General features: G+C 62.6%; 16 protein-coding genes and 3 pseudogenes. 8 read left to right on the top strand and 11 right to left on the bottom strand.

All coding sequences use genetic code 11. The features are described from left to right. Nucleotides 1-2 precede the first annotated feature (2 nt). The 3 genes from ACVWWN_RS24225 to ACVWWN_RS24215 all read left to right on the top strand — a co-directional run bounded on the left by ACVWWN_RS24225 (nt 3) and on the right by ACVWWN_RS24215 (nt 2250). Complete coding sequence (locus ACVWWN_RS24225; RefSeq protein WP_457146119.1) at nt 3-998, top strand: Acg family FMN-binding oxidoreductase; 996 nt, start codon at nt 3-5, stop codon at nt 996-998. 79 nt (nt 999-1077) lie between these two features. Beyond that, the gene (locus ACVWWN_RS24220; RefSeq protein ID WP_457146118.1) at nt 1078-1242 is read left to right on the top strand and encodes a hypothetical protein; all 165 of its coding nucleotides are present in this window, start codon (nt 1078-1080) and stop codon (nt 1240-1242) included. A gap of 120 nt (nt 1243-1362) precedes the next feature. After that, nucleotides 1363-2250: a universal stress protein gene (locus ACVWWN_RS24215; RefSeq protein WP_457146117.1), complete on the top strand. Its 888-nt coding sequence runs from the start codon at nt 1363-1365 to the stop codon at nt 2248-2250. Between the two features lie 13 nt (nt 2251-2263). Here the strand turns inward: ACVWWN_RS24215 and dosR are convergent, their stop codons facing one another. From dosR to ACVWWN_RS24200, 3 genes are all read right to left on the bottom strand, one after another. Continuing rightward, on the bottom strand, nt 2264-2911 hold the full coding sequence (gene dosR / locus ACVWWN_RS24210; RefSeq protein WP_457146116.1) for a hypoxia response regulator transcription factor DosR/DevR: 648 nt from the start codon (nt 2909-2911) through the stop codon (nt 2264-2266). Nucleotides 2912-2951: 40 nt separating this feature from the next. After that, complete coding sequence (locus ACVWWN_RS24205) at nt 2952-3821, bottom strand: universal stress protein (protein WP_457146115.1); 870 nt, start codon at nt 3819-3821, stop codon at nt 2952-2954. 599 nt (nt 3822-4420) lie between these two features. Continuing rightward, complete coding sequence (locus ACVWWN_RS24200) at nt 4421-5398, bottom strand: Acg family FMN-binding oxidoreductase (protein WP_457149256.1); 978 nt, start codon at nt 5396-5398, stop codon at nt 4421-4423. A 293-nt stretch (nt 5399-5691) separates the two neighbouring features. Here ACVWWN_RS24200 and ACVWWN_RS24195 point away from each other — a divergent pair, with 293 nt between their 5' ends. Beyond that, complete coding sequence (locus ACVWWN_RS24195) at nt 5692-6684, top strand: Acg family FMN-binding oxidoreductase (RefSeq protein ID WP_457146114.1); 993 nt, start codon at nt 5692-5694, stop codon at nt 6682-6684. Between the two features lie 404 nt (nt 6685-7088). Here ACVWWN_RS24195 and ACVWWN_RS24190 read toward each other — a convergent pair whose 3' ends face one another. The 4 genes and pseudogenes from ACVWWN_RS24190 to ACVWWN_RS24175 all read right to left on the bottom strand — a co-directional run bounded on the left by ACVWWN_RS24190 (nt 7089) and on the right by ACVWWN_RS24175 (nt 10718). After that, nucleotides 7089-8696 (bottom strand): GAF domain-containing protein, encoded by a 1608-nt coding sequence (locus ACVWWN_RS24190; RefSeq protein WP_457146113.1) that lies wholly within the window; start codon nt 8694-8696, stop codon nt 7089-7091. Nucleotides 8697-9012: 316 nt separating this feature from the next. Further along, nucleotides 9013-9117: pseudogene (locus tag ACVWWN_RS24185) on the bottom strand (SHOCT domain-containing protein); the annotation flags it as partial. Between the two features lie 47 nt (nt 9118-9164). Next, nucleotides 9165-9503, bottom strand: a complete 339-nt coding sequence (locus ACVWWN_RS24180) for an N-acetyltransferase family protein (protein WP_457146112.1) — start codon at nt 9501-9503, stop codon at nt 9165-9167. Nucleotides 9504-9725: 222 nt separating this feature from the next. Further along, nucleotides 9726-10718 (bottom strand): Acg family FMN-binding oxidoreductase, encoded by a 993-nt coding sequence (locus tag ACVWWN_RS24175; protein WP_457146111.1) that lies wholly within the window; start codon nt 10716-10718, stop codon nt 9726-9728. 541 nt (nt 10719-11259) lie between these two features. Between ACVWWN_RS24175 and ACVWWN_RS24170 the strand changes: the two genes are divergently transcribed. Both ACVWWN_RS24170 and ACVWWN_RS24165 read left to right on the top strand, forming a co-directional pair. Next, complete coding sequence (locus ACVWWN_RS24170) at nt 11260-11694, top strand: pyridoxamine 5'-phosphate oxidase family protein (protein WP_457149255.1); 435 nt, start codon at nt 11260-11262, stop codon at nt 11692-11694. 57 nt (nt 11695-11751) lie between these two features. Beyond that, nucleotides 11752-11901, top strand: a complete 150-nt coding sequence (locus ACVWWN_RS24165; protein WP_457146110.1) for a hypothetical protein — start codon at nt 11752-11754, stop codon at nt 11899-11901. A gap of 354 nt (nt 11902-12255) precedes the next feature. On the opposite strand, the pseudogene ACVWWN_RS24160 reads toward ACVWWN_RS24165, so the two are convergent. The 3 genes and pseudogenes from ACVWWN_RS24160 to ACVWWN_RS24150 all read right to left on the bottom strand — a co-directional run. Continuing rightward, nucleotides 12256-12562: pseudogene (locus ACVWWN_RS24160) on the bottom strand (3-oxoacyl-ACP synthase); the annotation flags it as partial. Further along, nucleotides 12546-12818 (bottom strand): annotated as a pseudogene (locus tag ACVWWN_RS24155) (3-oxoacyl-ACP synthase); the annotation flags it as partial. The pseudogenes ACVWWN_RS24155 and ACVWWN_RS24160, both read right to left, overlap by 17 nt. 422 nt (nt 12819-13240) lie before the next feature. Then, nucleotides 13241-13681 (bottom strand): pyridoxamine 5'-phosphate oxidase family protein, encoded by a 441-nt coding sequence (locus tag ACVWWN_RS24150; RefSeq protein WP_457146109.1) that lies wholly within the window; start codon nt 13679-13681, stop codon nt 13241-13243. Between ACVWWN_RS24150 and ACVWWN_RS24145 the strand changes: the two genes are divergently transcribed. Further along, nucleotides 13614-14213 carry a helix-turn-helix domain-containing protein gene (locus tag ACVWWN_RS24145; RefSeq protein WP_457146108.1) on the top strand — a complete coding sequence of 200 codons (600 nt, stop codon included), beginning with the start codon at nt 13614-13616 and terminating at the stop codon, nt 14211-14213. The genes ACVWWN_RS24150 and ACVWWN_RS24145 overlap by 68 nt on opposite strands. 36 nt (nt 14214-14249) lie before the next feature. On the opposite strand, the gene ACVWWN_RS24140 is transcribed toward ACVWWN_RS24145, so the two are convergent. Continuing rightward, nucleotides 14250-14504 (bottom strand): hypothetical protein, encoded by a 255-nt coding sequence (locus ACVWWN_RS24140; RefSeq protein WP_457146107.1) that lies wholly within the window; start codon nt 14502-14504, stop codon nt 14250-14252. A 1172-nt stretch (nt 14505-15676) separates the two neighbouring features. Here ACVWWN_RS24140 and ACVWWN_RS24135 point away from each other — a divergent pair. Then, nucleotides 15677-16882 (top strand): Gfo/Idh/MocA family protein, encoded by a 1206-nt coding sequence (locus tag ACVWWN_RS24135; RefSeq protein ID WP_457146106.1) that lies wholly within the window; start codon nt 15677-15679, stop codon nt 16880-16882. Nucleotides 16883-16885: the final 3 nt, after the last annotated feature.

The following is a 16885-nucleotide window of genomic DNA, read 5'->3' as shown; positions in this document are numbered from 1 at the left end:
CCATGAGCGGACACTCTCTCGATATTGAACCGATTCGGTCGGCCTTGCTGCTGGCCGTCCGTGCGCCCTCGGTGCACAACTCCCAGCCTTGGCTATGGAGAATCGGGGACAACACCCTTCACTTGTATGCCAACCTCGAATTGCATCTACGCCACACGGATCCAGACGCTCGTGATCTGATGTTGAGCTGTGGCGCAACGCTTCACCATTGCGCGGTCGCGATGGCTGCGCTCGGCTGGCAATCGACGATTCACAGGTTCCCCAACCCCGCCGAACCGACTCACGTAGCCGCTGTCGAGCTCCATCCACATTATCCGGTCGACAAAGCCGACATAGCATTGGCAGCTGCCATCCCGCGGCGATGTACCGACCGCCGTCGCTACAGTTCATGGCCAGTGCCGCACGCCGATATCGCCTTGATGGCGACACGGGCAGCCCGCGCGGATGTCATGTTGCGCCGCATCGACGCGCTGGACGATCTCAAGCGCCTGATCGCCGAGGCCGCCTGGCGTCACCGTAGCGATCATGACTACTTGACGGAACTTGCCGCCTGGAGCGGACGTTACGGGTCGACCGCAGGCGTGCCTGCGCGCAATACCCCTGGAAGCGACTCAGGAGCCGAGGTACCGGCTCGGGCGTTCGCTGGTGGGGTACTGGCTGAGACACCGGATGGGAAATCACCTCGAGATAATGCCGTGGTCGTCGCGCTGGGCACCGCTGCTGACGACAAGTCGGCACGACTGCGGGCGGGCGAGGCCGCCAGCGTGGTGCTTCTGACCGCGACGGCGCTGGGTCTGGCGAGCTGCCCGATCACCGAGCCGCTGGAGATCCCTGACACCCGGGCCCGGGTGGCGAAGGACGTGTTTGGGGCCGAGGCCTACCCACAAATCATGCTTCGCATCGGGTGGGCACCAGTCAACGCAGATCCATTGCCGGCGACTCCTCGCAGGGGATTATCGGATGTCGTTGAATGGGTGGATGGTTCGCGATTCAGCTAAATGTGCGTCGTTGCGTGTTGCTGGATCACCATCGCGAGGCTGATTCGTGGACCGTTGCGAAAAGGATTGAGAGCCGATCATGACCGATTTGCCCGGACGTGAAATGCCGGTCCTTGACAGGAAAGCGGACCGCCCAGCAGACCACAAGCTCTCACGCATCGTTTCGGTTTTGTGTGGCAGCTATCCGGAACACGACCAGGCCGAGATCTCCGAGTTCGTCGGCGGTCGATCGGAGCCCAGCTGAAAAAGCCACCGTTACCACGCGTTTGATTCCACTGACCATGAACCGCTGCCGTCGGCTTCCCGATACCTGATACCCGCAGCGCTCATCCTCGTTTTGCCAGCTCGATTAAGGAGCGACCGAATGCCCACCTCACGGACGCAACAAGGGGTTATCGTCGGTGTTGACGGTTCCGCACCATCGAAAGTGGCTGTCGACTGGGCCGCCCGGGAAGCCGCCATGCGTGCTGTCCCACTGACTCTCGTCCATGTCGTCCCGCCGTTCCATGACTGGATGTCGCCGGAAGTGCACGTCCTTGATGAACTTCAAGAATTGCGGCAGCGTGACGGTCGGCAGTTCCTTTCGGCCGCACGTCAAACCGCCGAGGCTGCGACGAAACCCGACAGTGCCGAGGTCAGCGGCGAAATATACACCGGCAATATCCTTTCAACCCTCGTTGATCTCTCCAAAGCGGCGGAACTGGTAGTCGTGGGCTGCCGCGGACGCGGTGTCATCGGTAGGCGCCTGGTGGGACCCGTCAGCGCCGGGCTGGTCCGCCATGCGCGCTGCCCTGTCGTAATCATTCATGATGAAGACCCGCTGATGCCTCACCCCTATGAGGCGCCTGTTGTAGTGGGAATCGATGGCTCACCCGCATCGGAGTCCGCTACCGCGATCGCTATCGACGAGGCGTCACGCCGCGGCGTCCAGCTGATCGCGGTCCATGCGTGGAGCGATTTCAGCGCTTACGAGTTGCCCGGCCTCAAGCGGTCGGAATTCGAAGAGCAGGCAAACGAAACGCTCGCAGCGCGGTTGGCGGGGTGGCAGGAGCGCTATCCAGACGTTGATGTGCGGCGGGTTGTCGTGTGCGACCGTCCGGCGCACCAGCTGCTCGAACAGTCGGAGTCCGCGCAGTTGACGGTTGTCGGCAGTCACGGCCGGGGCGGATTCGCCGGGATGCTGCTCGGTTCGGTCAGCAGCGCAGTTGTGGAATCGGCCCGGATGCCGGTGATGGTGACGCGGCCGGTGTGATACGCAGGCGGGATCATTGCTCGCGGCGGTGGGACTGGTCAAGCTTGGACACGAACACCGCCGCTTGGGTACGGCGTTCCATGCCCAACTTGGCCAAGAGCCGGGACACGTAGTTCTTGACCGTCTTCTCCGCGAGGAACATCCGCGCGGCGATCTGCTTATTCGTCAAGCCCTCCCCGAGAAGGCCCAGCAGGACGCGTTCCTGATCGCTGAGTCCAGACAGCGGATCGGACTGCTCCGCGGCGCCGCGCAGCTTGGCCATCAATGCTGCCGCCGCCCGGTTGTCGAGCAGCGAACGGCCCGCCCCGACATCTTTGATGGCCTGGGCCAGCTCCATGCCCTTGATGTCTTTGACGACATACCCGCTTGCGCCGGCGAGAATTGCGTCCAGCATCGCTTCGTCTGAAGTGAATGATGTGAGCATCAGACAATGCAAATTCGGCAGCCGAGAGAGTAGATCTCGGCAGAGCTCGATTCCGTTGCCGTCCGGTAACCGGACGTCGAGGACGGCGACCTCGGGTTGAAGGGCGGGTATCCGTGCCATCGCTTGCGCCACAGAACCGGCCTCTCCGACAACCTCGAGCTCGGGATCGGCGCTCAGGAGATCGATAAGTCCCCGGCGGACCACCTCGTGATCGTCGACCAGAAAGACCTTCACCATGAGAAGCCCTCCAACGCTAGGGGCGCGATAGATGCTTTGTTCACAATAGCTTTGGCGATTCGCAGATCAATAGCGAACAGCGGCCGTCGCGTAGAGCGGCACTGCCGGGCGGCCCGACCAGTTCGCTGATTCCGTGGGCACGCTCGTGGCCGACCACCAGCAGCTGGATCGAAGCTGCGTGTCGGGCCAGATAGTTGGCGATGGTTCCATGCACTGTCGCCGCACGGACGTCAAGATCGGGATAGCGCTTTTTGCACGTTGCCAGCCGGCGGCCGAGCTGCGCTTTTGCGATCCGGTTGCCATCGGCGACGGCGTTGCTGTCGTGGACATCCGTAAACCGCGATTGCCAGGTCAACAGCGCGCGCAGAGGCGCACCGCGCAGCCGCGCCTCATCCAATCCGCGAAGCAGCGGACCGTCGCCTGCCAGCGCCTCGTCAACCTCAGCGACGATCCAGCGCTGCGTCATATGTAGGGGGTCGTGACCGCGGATCACCGCCACAGGACAAAGCGCGGTGGCGGCCACCGCCGCGGCTGTCGAGCCGATGCGACCCTGCTGGCTGTACCGAAAACCCATGGAGCCGACGCAGAGCATCGCCGCCGATCTGGACGCCTCGCGCAGTGCCTGCACCGGTCGGTTCTGGACTATCTCGACTTCGATTTTGACGGGTCTGTCTGTCGACTCGACGGCGATGAATGCGCACCGCACGGCAGTCTCAGCGGCGGCCAAGTCGCGCGCGCAGGCCTGCGGACTGGTGTCGGCGGCGGCGTCGGGGTCGATGGCGTAAACCAGCCGGAGCGGGATATCCCGGCTGACCGCCTCGTCAACCGCCCACAGAGCGGCATCGACCGCGGATCGTGATCCATCGATGCCGACCACGATTGAGGGTGATGAATGAAGGTGTTCGCTCATGTCCGCTCCTGTAATTCGCAGTCAACCAGCAACGCTATCGGCCTGATCGCCTGCCATTGAGAGGCGAAAGTCCCTACCCGTCGGTCAATGGTCGTTCTGTCTTTGATGATGAAAACCTCATCGAGCGGACGCCTGGGTGTCGCCAGCGGTTGGCCGTCGGTGCTCGGCGCCAGGCCGGTCCGGATGAGGAGCCGTGGTATCGCCGCCTGCCCGATCAGGTCGCCGGCCTTGACCCGGTCCTCGCCGACCTCCAAGCGTCGCTCGCGGTGCTGCGTGACGGGAAGACCCGCCCCATGTCGACGCGGTCGCTTTCGATGGCTGAGACCAACGAGCTTCGCGGGATGTCCTCGTTCGGTACGAAGTCGGTTGTACCGATGGGTACGGAATGGTGTGCCGAATCGTAGAGGCGTAGCGATTCGCTGAGTTTAGGGGGAAACCGCCCCGGCGACGAGCTCGCAGCGAGTTAGTCCCAGACGTAGACGCGATACTCGGCGCCGAATGGAGCAAACGGATGACTCACTTGACCTGTCCCCGACTCATCGTGGTCGGGTCTTCTGGTTAAGTCACTGTTGTGGTGACGTCATAAACTTCGATACCAATCAGTTACGGATCTCAAGCACCTCGGCCAAGGGCCGGCGAGGCGTAGTGATGGTCTCGCCGTTCTGGGGCGCCTGGCCGATCCTGATCAACACCTGCGGTAGACCGCGCTGACCAACGAGTTGGCGGACGATTTCCCGGCTTTGGGCAAGCTCGGTCATGTGCGTCAGCGTGCAGGTGGCTATTCCGTTCGCGGTGCAATCGAGCAGCACCGCTGAAAGCGCTTCGCCGCAGCGCAGCACCTCCAACCGTGCATCCTCATGCCGGGTGGACAACACCACGATGTTGGAGTAATCGATGGCGCCGCTGTCTTTCTGATGGCGACCATACGAAGCGGCGGGAAACGTCCGAGCCACATCGACAGGGCCGGGCGACGCCGGCGACGTGAGCAACGTTGACGGAAGACCTTCGTCCACGACCGATGACGAAGCCCACCAAGCCAACTCCGCTTCGTATGAAGGATCGTTCTGCCGGATCGCCTCGGTCAGTCGTGACGCCTCGGCCAGCCGCCGCCGCGCATTCGTGAGCACCGTGTCGAACATGATGTGATAGGGAATCACGGTCAAGCGCAGCCGTACTTCCAGGTCTTCCCAATCGGGCGGAGTGTCGAACGGCCGACGGTCCGTGCGACGCTCACGGATTGCCAGCGCGCGGGAGACGGTTTCCTCCGTCCGTTCGTCAGGGGCCCAGGAAAACTGCAACGCCGCCACATGAAATGGGTCGTGGGGATCGGGGAACCTGTCCACGGATGAGCGCCAACCCTCGGAGGCCATCGCAGACACCAAGTGGTCGAGCACGGCCCCGCAACTCAGGTAGACCTCGCGTCCCTGGGGGTCGGCCGCCGTCATTGTTCGCGTCAAGTCCGCGAACAAGTGCAGCGTCGACCCCTCGGTCACCCACCGCCATGGCTGGCTGTTGTGCAATGACGGGGCCCTGCAGGCCAGTTCCACAGCATGTCGGACTGTCGCGGGCTGTGGCATCGTATCAGTCATCTTCACCATCCCAATTCAATGAAGTCGACGCTAGTCGCTGCTCACACAGGTGCCAGGGCCATTGGTCACCGCGCCAATGGCAGCTCGGCTCCTGAGCGACGGACGACCGCTGCGCTGAATCGCCAGGAGGGTTTGGGGTGGCTGCGTCCGCCGGAGCTTGGACTCGCTTCGTGGCAACTTCTCTCGACACAACTTGAACTGGGGACTTCTTTCTCTATCGATGTCCGTTCTGACCGAAGCAGGATGGGAGCGACCAATTCTCTGCTGAAAGTGGACCGGAGATGACTGCTAACTTCCCGAATATGGAGACGGTGCGCGCGGCGCTGTTGTTAGCCAATCGCGCTCCCTCCGTGCATAATTCGCAGCCATGGCGCTGGCGAGTGGGTCCGCACAGTTTGCACCTATACGCCGAGAACTCGTTACACCTCGAGTACACCGACCCCGATCGTCGTGATCTGACGGTCAGTTGCGGTGCAGCGCTTAACCACTGCACGGTTGCCCTGACTGCGCTGGGGTGGCAGGCGAAGGTGCACCACATGCCTGATCCATCCGATCCCGACCATCTGGCGTCGATCTCGGTTCGCCGAGCGGTGCCGGGGGAGGTCGATGTCGCGTTGGCGGCCGCTATCCCGCGTCGGCGCACAGATCGTCGGCACTACAGCCCATGGTCGGTCCCACTGGGTGATGTCGCCCTGATGGGTGCGCGCGCCGCTCGGGCAGGGGTGGTACTGCGTCGCATCGACACGTCGGCGGACTTTCGCGCGCTGCTCGCTCAGGCCGTGTACGAACACGTCAGCGACCCTGGCTACCTGACCGAATTGACGGCGGGGAGCGGCAGGTACGCGTCGACCGCCGGCGTTCCCGCGCGCAATACCCCCGAATCCGATCCGACCGCGTCAGTACCAGGACGTCTGTTCTCCGCGACCGCGCTGGCCCAGCCGCCTGGCGTTTCCTCACAGGACGGCGCGTTGGTGCTTGCTCTCGGAACTGCCGCAGACGAAAAGGTAGACCGGTTGCGCGCCGGTGAGGCGGTCAGTCTGGTGTTGCTTACCGCCACGGCTCTAGGTTTGGCCAGCTGCCCGATCTCCGAACCGTTGGAAATCGCGAAGACTCGTGAGGGGCTTCGAGAGGATGTGTTCGAAGATGAGCAATTCCCGCAGATACTGGTTCGAGTCGGCTGGGCAGCCGTCAACGCCGACTCGTTGCGCGCAACACCACGTCGCGCTTTGACTGAAACCGTGACACAACTCGACGGGTCCTTCTTCGACTTCTAGACGTCGATGCACGAATGCTGAAGCGTGACAGGCGACAGACTGATTGCGTGCAGAGGCCCAGTCGTGAATTTCAGCTCGCGCCCGAGGCCAATGACCTACGATACGGGGACTTTGGGCTCTGCGGCTGCTGTGCGCTGAGAACCACCATTGAGACCGTCGGGTCACTCGTGACACGTGAAAGCTCAGTCAACAGGCTGCCGTATGACACTCGAATCTCACGCCGCTTCGCTGGGTGTTTCGCGGTACCTCCCACACCAGTGCCGTCGACACCTCCCCTTACATGAAAGCCGGTGATGACATCACGATCTGGGTGGAAGAGGCCGGTGAGCGCACACACCCGGATCGGCCGGCACCGCCGTGACGCAGGAGGTGCGGGTGCCGGTGATCGTTACCGCCCGCCACCCCTAGCTGTCGGTAAGCGGCACACTCCATGTCAAGGCAGTCCCGCCACCGGAGGGGGTGCAGAATTCGCAGGTGCCGCTGAGTTGTTCAGCGCGTTGTCGCATGTTGGATAATCCGCTGCTGCGGGTGTTTTCGGCGGCGATGCCGCGACCATTGTCCGCGACCTCAACAGTCAACAGGTCTGCTGCGGTGACGCGGACGGTGAGTCGTGATGCGTCAGCGTGGCGGACACAATTGCTGATCGCCTCGGTGATCACCGCCTCGGCGTGCCGGGCGAGGTCCGCGTTGATGACGCCGACGGGACCTGACATGCGCAATTCGACAGCGAGGTTCCGATCGTTGGTCAGATCCGCGACAAGTTGTTCGACCCGGGCCCGGAACGTCGAGCCGGGATCATTACTTGCTTGCAGCTTGAAAATGGTGTTGCGGATGTCGTTGATTGTGGCCTGCAGGTCGTCGACCGTGCGCGAAAGGCGTTCGACGACTTCGGGCGATCGGGAACGCGCGATGGTGCCCTGCAGATCCATGCCGGCGGCGAACAAGCGCTGAATGACGTGATCATGCAGATCGTGAGCGATTCGCTCACGGTCGGCAAGGACGGTGAGCTCCTGTTGACGTTCATGGGCGTTTGACAGGGTCAGGGCGATCGCGGCGCGTCCGGCAAAGTCACTGATGAGATCGAGGTAGCTGTCATCGAACGGAGGCTGGCCCTCATTTCGTGCCACTGCGATGACACCGAGCACAGCGTCGTTGGCCCGCAACGGCATGACGATTGCGGGGCGTCGGCCTATATCGGTGAACGCCTGGATAGGACGCCGGAAGGACTCCGTGATCAGGGGGATGCCGGATCGAAACACCTCGCCGCTGGTCGATCCGTCGACAGGAATCCGTTGGCCCATGACTTCTTCGGCGTGCACTCCGACGGCGGTATCGACGACGAGGGTCTCGACCTCGTCGTCGCGGATGTCATCCTCAGTGGGGACGAGCACGATGGCCTGCTCCGCATCGGTCAATTCTCGCGCACGTTCGGCTATCAGCTGCATGGGCGGCATCGCTGGTCGAGTGTCGCCGAGCAGGGCGGTGGTGATCTCACGGCTGGCTTCGGTCCACCGGGCGGACGTCTGCGCCCGTTCAAACAGCTGAGCATTGTCGATGGCTGTGGCGGCTGCCGATGCCAGGACTCGGACAGCTATCTGGTCGGCTTCGCCGAATGTGCGATCGGGCACGTCGTCGGTGACGTGCAAGCTTCCGAACGCCACACCCCGAATCGTGATAGGCACACCGACGAAAGCCTTCATCCGGGGATGGTGCTCGGGAAACCCAGCGGTGGCGGGGTGCGTGGTCAGATCATCGAGCCGAAGCACTGCGTTCTCCACCAGAGGGACGCCAAGCAGGCCTTTGCCAACGGGCAAATGGCCAATTAGCTGGACTAGCTCGTCATCGATGCCGGTGTGCACGAAGGACACCAGTGCGGAGTCCGGGGCGCGCACCGCTAGGGCGCCGTAGCGAGCTCGGGTGACCTCTTTTGCAGCGGTTGCGATGCGCTGAAGCGTCGCTTCCAGCGACAGGTCGGAGCCGATATCGACGATGACCCGCAGAAGGCACTCCATCTAGTCGTGCCCAGCGAGAAGTTCGTCGACCTGGTCGTGCATGCGCCGCATCACGGCCCGCCCACCTAGTTCGGCGAACTCAGATCCGCGCTGCGTCTCAGTCATGAGGGAGGCCGTCCACAGTCACCGGTGCTGATCTTAGCGCCGCTGCAGATCACGGGCGGCAGCATTCATCAGCTATTTGTCGAGGCAACTGACCACCTGAACCAGCGTGCGCAGCGGTGACTGCTCATCGCCACCGCGCTTGCGATTGCGATTACCACCGCGCCGAGCGTGATAGCCAATTCCCGCGATCCCCGGCAGGACCTCATCGCGGTCACCGGTGTTCCCGCCGCAGCGTCGTCCGCCGCCGGAACTCGTCTTCGTCGATCTCGCCTCGGGCGAAGCGATCGGCCAGCCGGTCTTCGGCTCGCACCCCTTGCAATCCCGGACCGCGGCAAGCCGAGGGCTCCGGCTCACGGCAAATGCCTATTCTGGGATGGCATCAAGATCGACGTCGACATGTAAGACCGGTCCGTCGAGGTGTCGAGTGCACGGCCAACCGGAGTCGGTCGAGACCCGATGCATGGGGTGGTTTTCAGCCAGCACCTCGGCGACGAAATGATGCCCACCTCTTTCCTGGGCGATAACTGCTAGCCGACAAAGCAACGCCGTACCCACTCCACGCAAGTGTTGGCTATGAGCCACCACAACCACCACCTCGGCACGCCCCGTTGTGGCGGTCTCGACGTAGTGGCTCGCGACGCCGAGCAGCTCGCCGGATCCGAATGCGCCGAGGGCGTAATAGGTGTCCGACGGTTCTGTCATTGACAGCGCCGATGTCTGTAGGTGGAGCGGGGTGCGCGGCGAAGAAGCGCTACTAGCACTGGTCGTCGCTGAGCGTTTCGTACAATCGAACGACGTCGGCGGCGTCGGCAAGGATCAACTTGCGGAGCGCAATCACCGCGCCGTCTAGCAGCTTGGCAGAGACGACATGCTCAAAACCCTTGGGCACTCAGAGTATCTCGCACGTTGACTCCTGCGGCGTGGTCAACGTTCCTTCGACACAATTTCGAGCACCTCATCGATCGGCCGCCGGGGGGTAGCGGGCGGTACGTCTTCGATGTGAGGGATCTGTCCGACGCGAATCAACAGCTGGGGCGTTGCGGTCTGTTCGATCAGGCTCGCGACGATGTTTCGGATTGCCCGTAGTTCAGTGATATGGGTGAGCGTGCACGTGGCCAGTCCCGCCATTGTCGCGTCAAGCAATACGGCGGAAAGCGTTTCACCGCATCGCAGCACGCTCGCGCGTTCGTTGTCATACGTGGACAACACGAGGATTTTGGAGTGGTCGTGATCGAATCCAGGTCGTCGATCACTGTTGCGGGTGACGGGGAAGTTGCGTCCGATGTCGACGCGGTCGCTCTCGAGAGCCGATACCAAAGAACTGTGAGGTATCCCCTCGCGCGTCTCGAACAGCCCGGTCCACCAGTAAAGTTCGGCGTGATACGACGAGTCGTAGAGGCGAAGCGATTCGGTGAGCTGAGAGGCTTCTGCTAGTTCCGGGCGCAGTTCGTCGGCGATGACGTCGAACCGGACGGCGTCGCTGGTAACAGTACTGCGCAACTGTGACTCAACCGAATCCCAGTCTGGCGGCTCGGCAAAAGGAAGCCGATCGGTACGCCGCCGCATTATGGCATCCGCGCGGCGACGGTGTCCCGCTGTGACGAACTCGAGCGGGCTGAAATCGATCGACGCCAGATGGAGTGGATTGTTGGGGTTGGGAAATCTGTCTACATTGGCCGTCCACGCCGCGGCCGCCATTGCCACCCGCAAGTGGTCCAGTGCGGCTCCGCAACCTATCAGCGCCTCGCGGCCCAAGTGGTCGGTCGAGTAGAGGACCCGATCCTTGTCTTGGTACAGATGGACTATGCCGTCCTCGGCTGCCCAATGCCACGGCTGGCTGTTGTGGAGCGATGGAGCGCGGCAGGCCAGTTGCACTGCATTCTTGATGACTTCGGTGTGCACCATGGTGTCTCGCATTACCCAAACCTCAGCCAGACGCCGCGTAGAAACCAGGGTCAATGGTCCTCGAGGGTGGACCAAAGGACCCTGGCGTGGAGTGATTACCCTGGTCAAGCTTCGAGGCATGAACGGCGCGCCGTCGACTGACTTCGGCACTACTGAAAAGGTCCACGAAATAGCCGGCTCGTCAACGTTGCGCAGGTCGCCTACCACCTTGGTGCATCGGTCACAGCGATCTTCCCCGCGGGCGGCGCGACCGGCGATGTCGCAGCGATCTCCCTGAGGCGCAGGGGGTCCCGTTCCACCGCGTCAAGATCGCAGGTTCGGCACGCGGAAGTTTCACTGTCAACGAGACCAACACCGGCCTTCAGTGCCGGTTCGTGCTTCGAGGGCCTTCACTGACATTTGCGGAACTCCGGCAGGTGTCGTGTCAAAGCCCTTCATCACCGGCGATGCGGATGATCTGTTGCAGGGCAGGGAGGTTCTCGGGTCATTAGTTCGTCGATTGTGGGACTTTGGACCACTACGCCACCACTCCGAAGTCGGTAGCGTTGCGGCCATGTCTGAAGACTCTCAACCCGTCTCGATCTTGCCGGAGACCGAGTGCTGGAATCTCCTGTCAGGCGCCTCACTGGGACGACTCGTGACGAGCGTCGATGGTCAGCCGGACATTTTTCCGGTCAATTTCGTGGTGCAACACCGCACGGTGCTTCTCCGCACGGCCGAGGGCACCAAGCTGGTCAGTGCGGCGATCAACAACAATGTGCTGTTTGAGGCTGACGATCACAATGTCGCAGAAGGCTGGAGTGTGATCGTGAAGGGCATGGCACGCCTGCTTCGTACCGACGACGAGATCGGCGAGGCGGAGCGGGCCCAGCTACTTCCGTGGACCGCGACGGTCAAGCAACACTTCGTTCGAATTCGCCCGCTGAGTGTCACCGGCCGGCGGTTCTCGTTTGGCTCCGAGCCCGACCGCGACTTCACCGTTGCGTAAGTCAGGCCCCCGCTCCGTCCCGCATTAACCGACCCGACGCCGTACATAGGAGCTGCCATGAGCAGAGACGACTCGGGTCACGTCCGTTACGACTGGACTATCGACATCTCGCTCGACGATCACGGCGGCCAAGCCAGAGCCACAGCGCTGCTTCGCGGGCGGGGCAAGGAATCGGTGGGCGTTGTCGTGCCGCGGCTCGATGGCTGAGGCGCACGACATCGAAACAGTCCCAACTCGCCGAGACCACGTCATGGCGGAGAAACCCGACTAACGCTGGAGCACCGCAATAACTCGCACGTGAAGGCTGACCTTGCTTTTGCGGCGTGCCAAGAAGCGGTCCTATAGCTGAGGTGCGCCGTTCCGTCCGGCAGTCGATACACCGTGGCGCCGGCAACGATGCCTGCTCCAGCGGCGACGAGAAGAACGCGGCCTCCCGGCCGGATCTGATCACTCGCACGGACGAACGCCGCCGCCAAGGAGGCGGTGTGCGTTCGCTTGTCGTCGGCGACGATGATCTGGGTCTCGGAGAACGCCAGACGATCTGGGTCTCGGAGAACGCCAGACGATCTGCAAGGCGGTGAGAACTCTACAGGATCCGTTTGAAATATCGAATGAGAACGTGCCGTGGGCCTGTTTGTGCGCGTCTTTCGGTATTGGCGCCGATGTCCTCTTGAATCATCGCCGCGAGCGCTGGTTCGGCCAGGCTGCGGTCACGGTAGATGCCCGCGTTTATGAGGAGATTGACATCGTGTCGCTTCGCCCCGCCTCGTGGAGGCAGCGCCTGGCCGCCTTTACTGCCAAACGGAATGCACTGACGAGTTCTCCACCCGCCGTCGGTCAGAGAAACCTGCTCAATCACCCGTGCCATAGCGTTCCACCAATTCTTTGTCGAGTGTCTGGAGCACGATGCCGATCTCCAACCCAGATGCCAAGGCGGTCAACGCAACCGCCTCACTGGCCGATATGTCCCGATTCAAGTTCCTCTATGAGGGCGATGCCGTAATCACCGTGGATCGGTACGGCAACACGGCGTCCACCACCCAGTGCCGGGGGCTTTCTCCAAAATAAGCCGACATCTCAGCCATCCCTTTGCCGATCGCGCGTGCGGAAGTTTGATGAGTGATCTAAGTGTGTCAGCGCATGACGGGCGCTAAATCAGCCGAACACTGCATCTGCGTGGAGTGGAGGGGGGTTCTGAGTTCCTCCGTCCGGGATGCACCACGGCGACTGCAGCCCCAGCGCCGCGGTAGGGCGTGCCCGTGTTCTCCGGAAGGCGTTGTAGGACAGTGGCATCGAAGTCCGTCAGGACGGCCAGCGCATGGCTTCAACCGCATTCGGATCATGACACTGGTAGCCCGGAGTCCACGAGGCCAAGCCCGGCTGCAAATGGAGGATCGCTGGATCAAGAGCAACATTCTTGAGCACCTTCCCACCACGGACGTCGACCAGCCACGGTGTACCTTTGCTCACCTGAATGACGGAGTCTGGGTTACACGAGGTCATAGGCCACACGTCGCGATTTCGATGCCGCGTCGCGCAGCAGTCGTCAACTGATGATTGTTTCGTGATTCGGTTCCGGGCCGAACTTGAATCTTCGACCGGTGATTTCCGAGGCGATCACCCGTACGTAGATAGGCTTCACCATCGCGACCCACGACCGCAACGGTGCTTCCTCGGCGTCCAAAATGTCGGCGTTGGAGGACAACACATGTGCTCTGCCCTTGATGATGACGCTCCACCCGTATGTGAGGGGAGGATCGTGGTAGTCGGCCTCGAAACATACCCAGTCGCCCATCACAGCGCTGTACAGCTTGGTGCCGTGGGCAGTTCGGAAGAGCACCGTCCGGCGTTGGGTCACGAAGTTGACCGGGAAGATTTCCGGCTTCCCGCCCAGGATTGTGACTACTCGGCCCAACGACATGCTTGATAGCAAACTCCAGCACTCGTCTTCGCTGAGGACGGTGACCGGAGCCTCTTCTGCGGACATGATTCAGCCTAACCCTCTGGGGTTTTCGGCGCGGTCAGATGAGATGGCCGAATCGCGGGTCGCACGCGATTACGGGGTCTCCCAGAGTTGGATCAGCCGGCTCGTGGCCCGCTACAAGGCCGAGGGTGAGAAAGCCTTCCAACCTCGATCGCGCCGACCCCGCACCAGCCCCACCCGACTACCGCAGTCCACGATCGACCTGATCACCGACCTCCGCGGCGAACTGCGCGGCAAAGGACTCGACCACGGGCCACACACCATCGCCTGGCACCTGCAACATCACCACCACCTCATCGTGTCGGCCGCGACGATCAGTCGGCACCTGCACGCCGCCGGCCTGGTGCAAGCCAGCCCGCAGCAACGCCCTCGTCGGTGCCGGCGCCACCACCGTCGAAATAGCGACGAGCACCGCCCGCGGATTGGCATCCCTGCCAGTGCCGGTCTCTGTCGACCTCACAGGGACGACCGCCGTCATCATGAACAAGTTCACCAGCGGACTGGCAAGAGCTGCCCGCGGACTCCTAGAGGCTAAGCAAAGTCACAGTCCGGCGCGTCGAGCCGGCAGCAACTACGGACGGGGAGCCGGTGCGAAGCCCGAGGGCGTGGTCGCGGTCGCTATCGGGGTTGCCACGCTGGTCTCCGGCGCGGTCGGAGGTGTCGTTGTCGTGATCGTCTGCTCGGTGGCCTGGGGCGCGAGCGGACCGACGACTTGTGCGGGCTCAGCGGAACTGACGTCGCCGAAGGTCACACCGAGCACTGCCATGGCGACTACCGCGCTGACACCGATAGTCGCCGGCCCCAACTTCCACTGTCCAGCTGTCACCTTGACCACTCCATTCGGTCGGTGATTCGCTCCAGCCGTCGGGCGAGGGCCAGACGCGAACCCTCTGCAGAGGGATTACCGAAGCGGCACGCGGTGAAACCTGAAGTTAGCCAACAGAATTACTGTGGTGTTGCCTTCGAGATGCCGAGAGCTAGCTGTGGAAGTGCTGCGAATGCTTGGTTTCTCGCCCGCGAAGAGGTGGAGGGTAAACGGTAACCGACCGACGTTGCCGCTCGATGTCAGCCTCCTCGGTAGTGGCGGCCCAAAAGCCCATTTCGGCCGCCAACTCACGCAGGCTCTCGGAGTCGATCGTCCTCGCCTGCGTGACCGCTTGGGTTAACCCGACCTGGTCTCGCATTGCTTGATGTTGGCGCCGGGACGAGGTGGAATGGCGTCCTCATCGATGGCCATGTCGGTGCTTGTCCTGTTGAGCTTCTGGCACAACGATGGAGCCATCCCAGATCAGCCGTGCCCTGCGCCGCGAGTTCACCGACCGGCCTGACTGCCGCCATCTTGCTGCCGAGACCATCTAGCAAAAGCTCTACCGGCCTAAGAGCCTGCTGCTGCGCCGGACCGCCCCTCTCCACTGCGCACTGGCCGCGTTCACCGCCGCCCACATGCGATTCATCCGGCGGCGGCAACGCTTCCGCGAACCATGCTCAGCGTGCACCAGCGTGTCCGTTCGCTCCAGAGGACCGTTCAGAGCCCGGACACTGGGAAGGCGACGTCATCGTGGGCCCGCAGCACCGCACGGCGATCGGCCCGCTCGTGGAGCGCTACACCCACCCGGTGTCGTGGCTTCAAGCTGCTGGCCGTGTGAGCACTATCGTGGCCAATCGGCCGGCGCTCGCGCCGCCGCGCTCTCAGGATTGGCAGTCCTAAGGTGACGGCCATGGCCGTCCGAGTCGGACCTGCGCGTGGATTTACCCGGAGTTCCTGTGAAGTTGTTGTGAACGGATCCGTGAATGAAACGCGGCGGAACGATCCAACCGCCCGAGATCTCGTGGACGCAATTCGAGTCTTGCGGCCGAGTCATCTAATGAGCTCTTGTACCGATGTATTGACAAGCTGTCAAGGCATGTCCAGACTTCACTCACTCGGTTATGCCGGCGCGGGCGGACGGTTCCGTCCCGCGCGCGGAACGGGCGCGGTTGCAGCAAACGGAGAAGCACATGGCAGTGCCAGCAGCGATCAATCCCTCTGCCGATTCAGGCGTGGCTGCAGCTGCTGCGAGCAGCTATTACCCTCCTCCGCTTCGGGCGGCGATCGTGGGTACCGGGGGAATTTCCCGCATTCACGGTTGGCGATTACAGGACCTGGGCTCGACCGTCGTCGGCGTCTGCGGACGCGATGTCGCAAAGGCTCGATCGTTGGTAAACGAGTTCCGTCCTGTCGGCGAGCCAGGCCGGCAGGCCCGTGACATTCCGACGAGCTCGCCGGCGGGTGCGTTCGGTGACCTCGGTGCCATGCTCGACGAGACCAAGCCCGACGTGTTGCACGTCTGCAGCCCGCACGGACTCCACGTCGCACACGCCGCCGAAGCGGTCAAGCGCGGAATCAACGTCATCATCGAAAAACCCATGGCGACCGAGGAGGCCTCGGCGGCGGCCCTGATCGCCGCCGCGATGGAAACCGGCGTCCACGCGGCCGTCTGTCTGACCAAACGGTCGTATCCGATGGTTGCCGAGTTGCGCGCACGTATTTTGGCCGGCGAACTCGGCGAGGTCAATGCTCTTCGCGGCGGATTCATGTCATGGGATTCCAATCACGACAACTGGGGTTGGGGATTCGATCCCGAAATTGGCGGAACCTCCTACGCCACAGCAGATCTCGGAGTGCACTGGCTCGACTTGGCCGAATACGTCACTGACCGCCGGATCATCGAGGTTGATGCCCGATTCTCCACTTTGCGGCCCATTCGGTACAGCAACGATCAGCCGATCAAGGTCCAGGCCGAGGATTACGTGCGGCTCTTCCTGGAATTCAGCGGCGGTGTGGTCGGGTCCGCGACGTTCTCCGGCGTCACGGCCGGTGAGCCGAATGGCTGCTCGATCGACGTCGACGGCACCGACGGTGGCTTCCATTGGAAGGTCGATCGCCCGAACGAAATCATCCATCGCCGGGCTGACGGGTCGATCGAAACCGTCATCAGGAACCCCGCAGCCTTGGCTCCTGCTGCCGCCCGCCTGTCGTTCGCGCCAGCAGGTCACGTCGAGGGGTTCGGCGACGCCTTCCGAAATCTGTTTCGCGATGTTTATTCGGCGATCGGTGGGGCCGATGTCTGCTATCCGACTCTTGCCGAGGGATATCGCATGGTTGCCATCGTCGAGGCAATCCAAACGAGTGCACGCACCCGAAGGGCGGTCAGCATTGACTAGTTT

The sequence above is a fragment of the Mycobacterium sp. URHB0021 genome (assembly GCF_054057895.1).
This window is presented reverse-complemented; position numbering and strand designations above follow the sequence as displayed.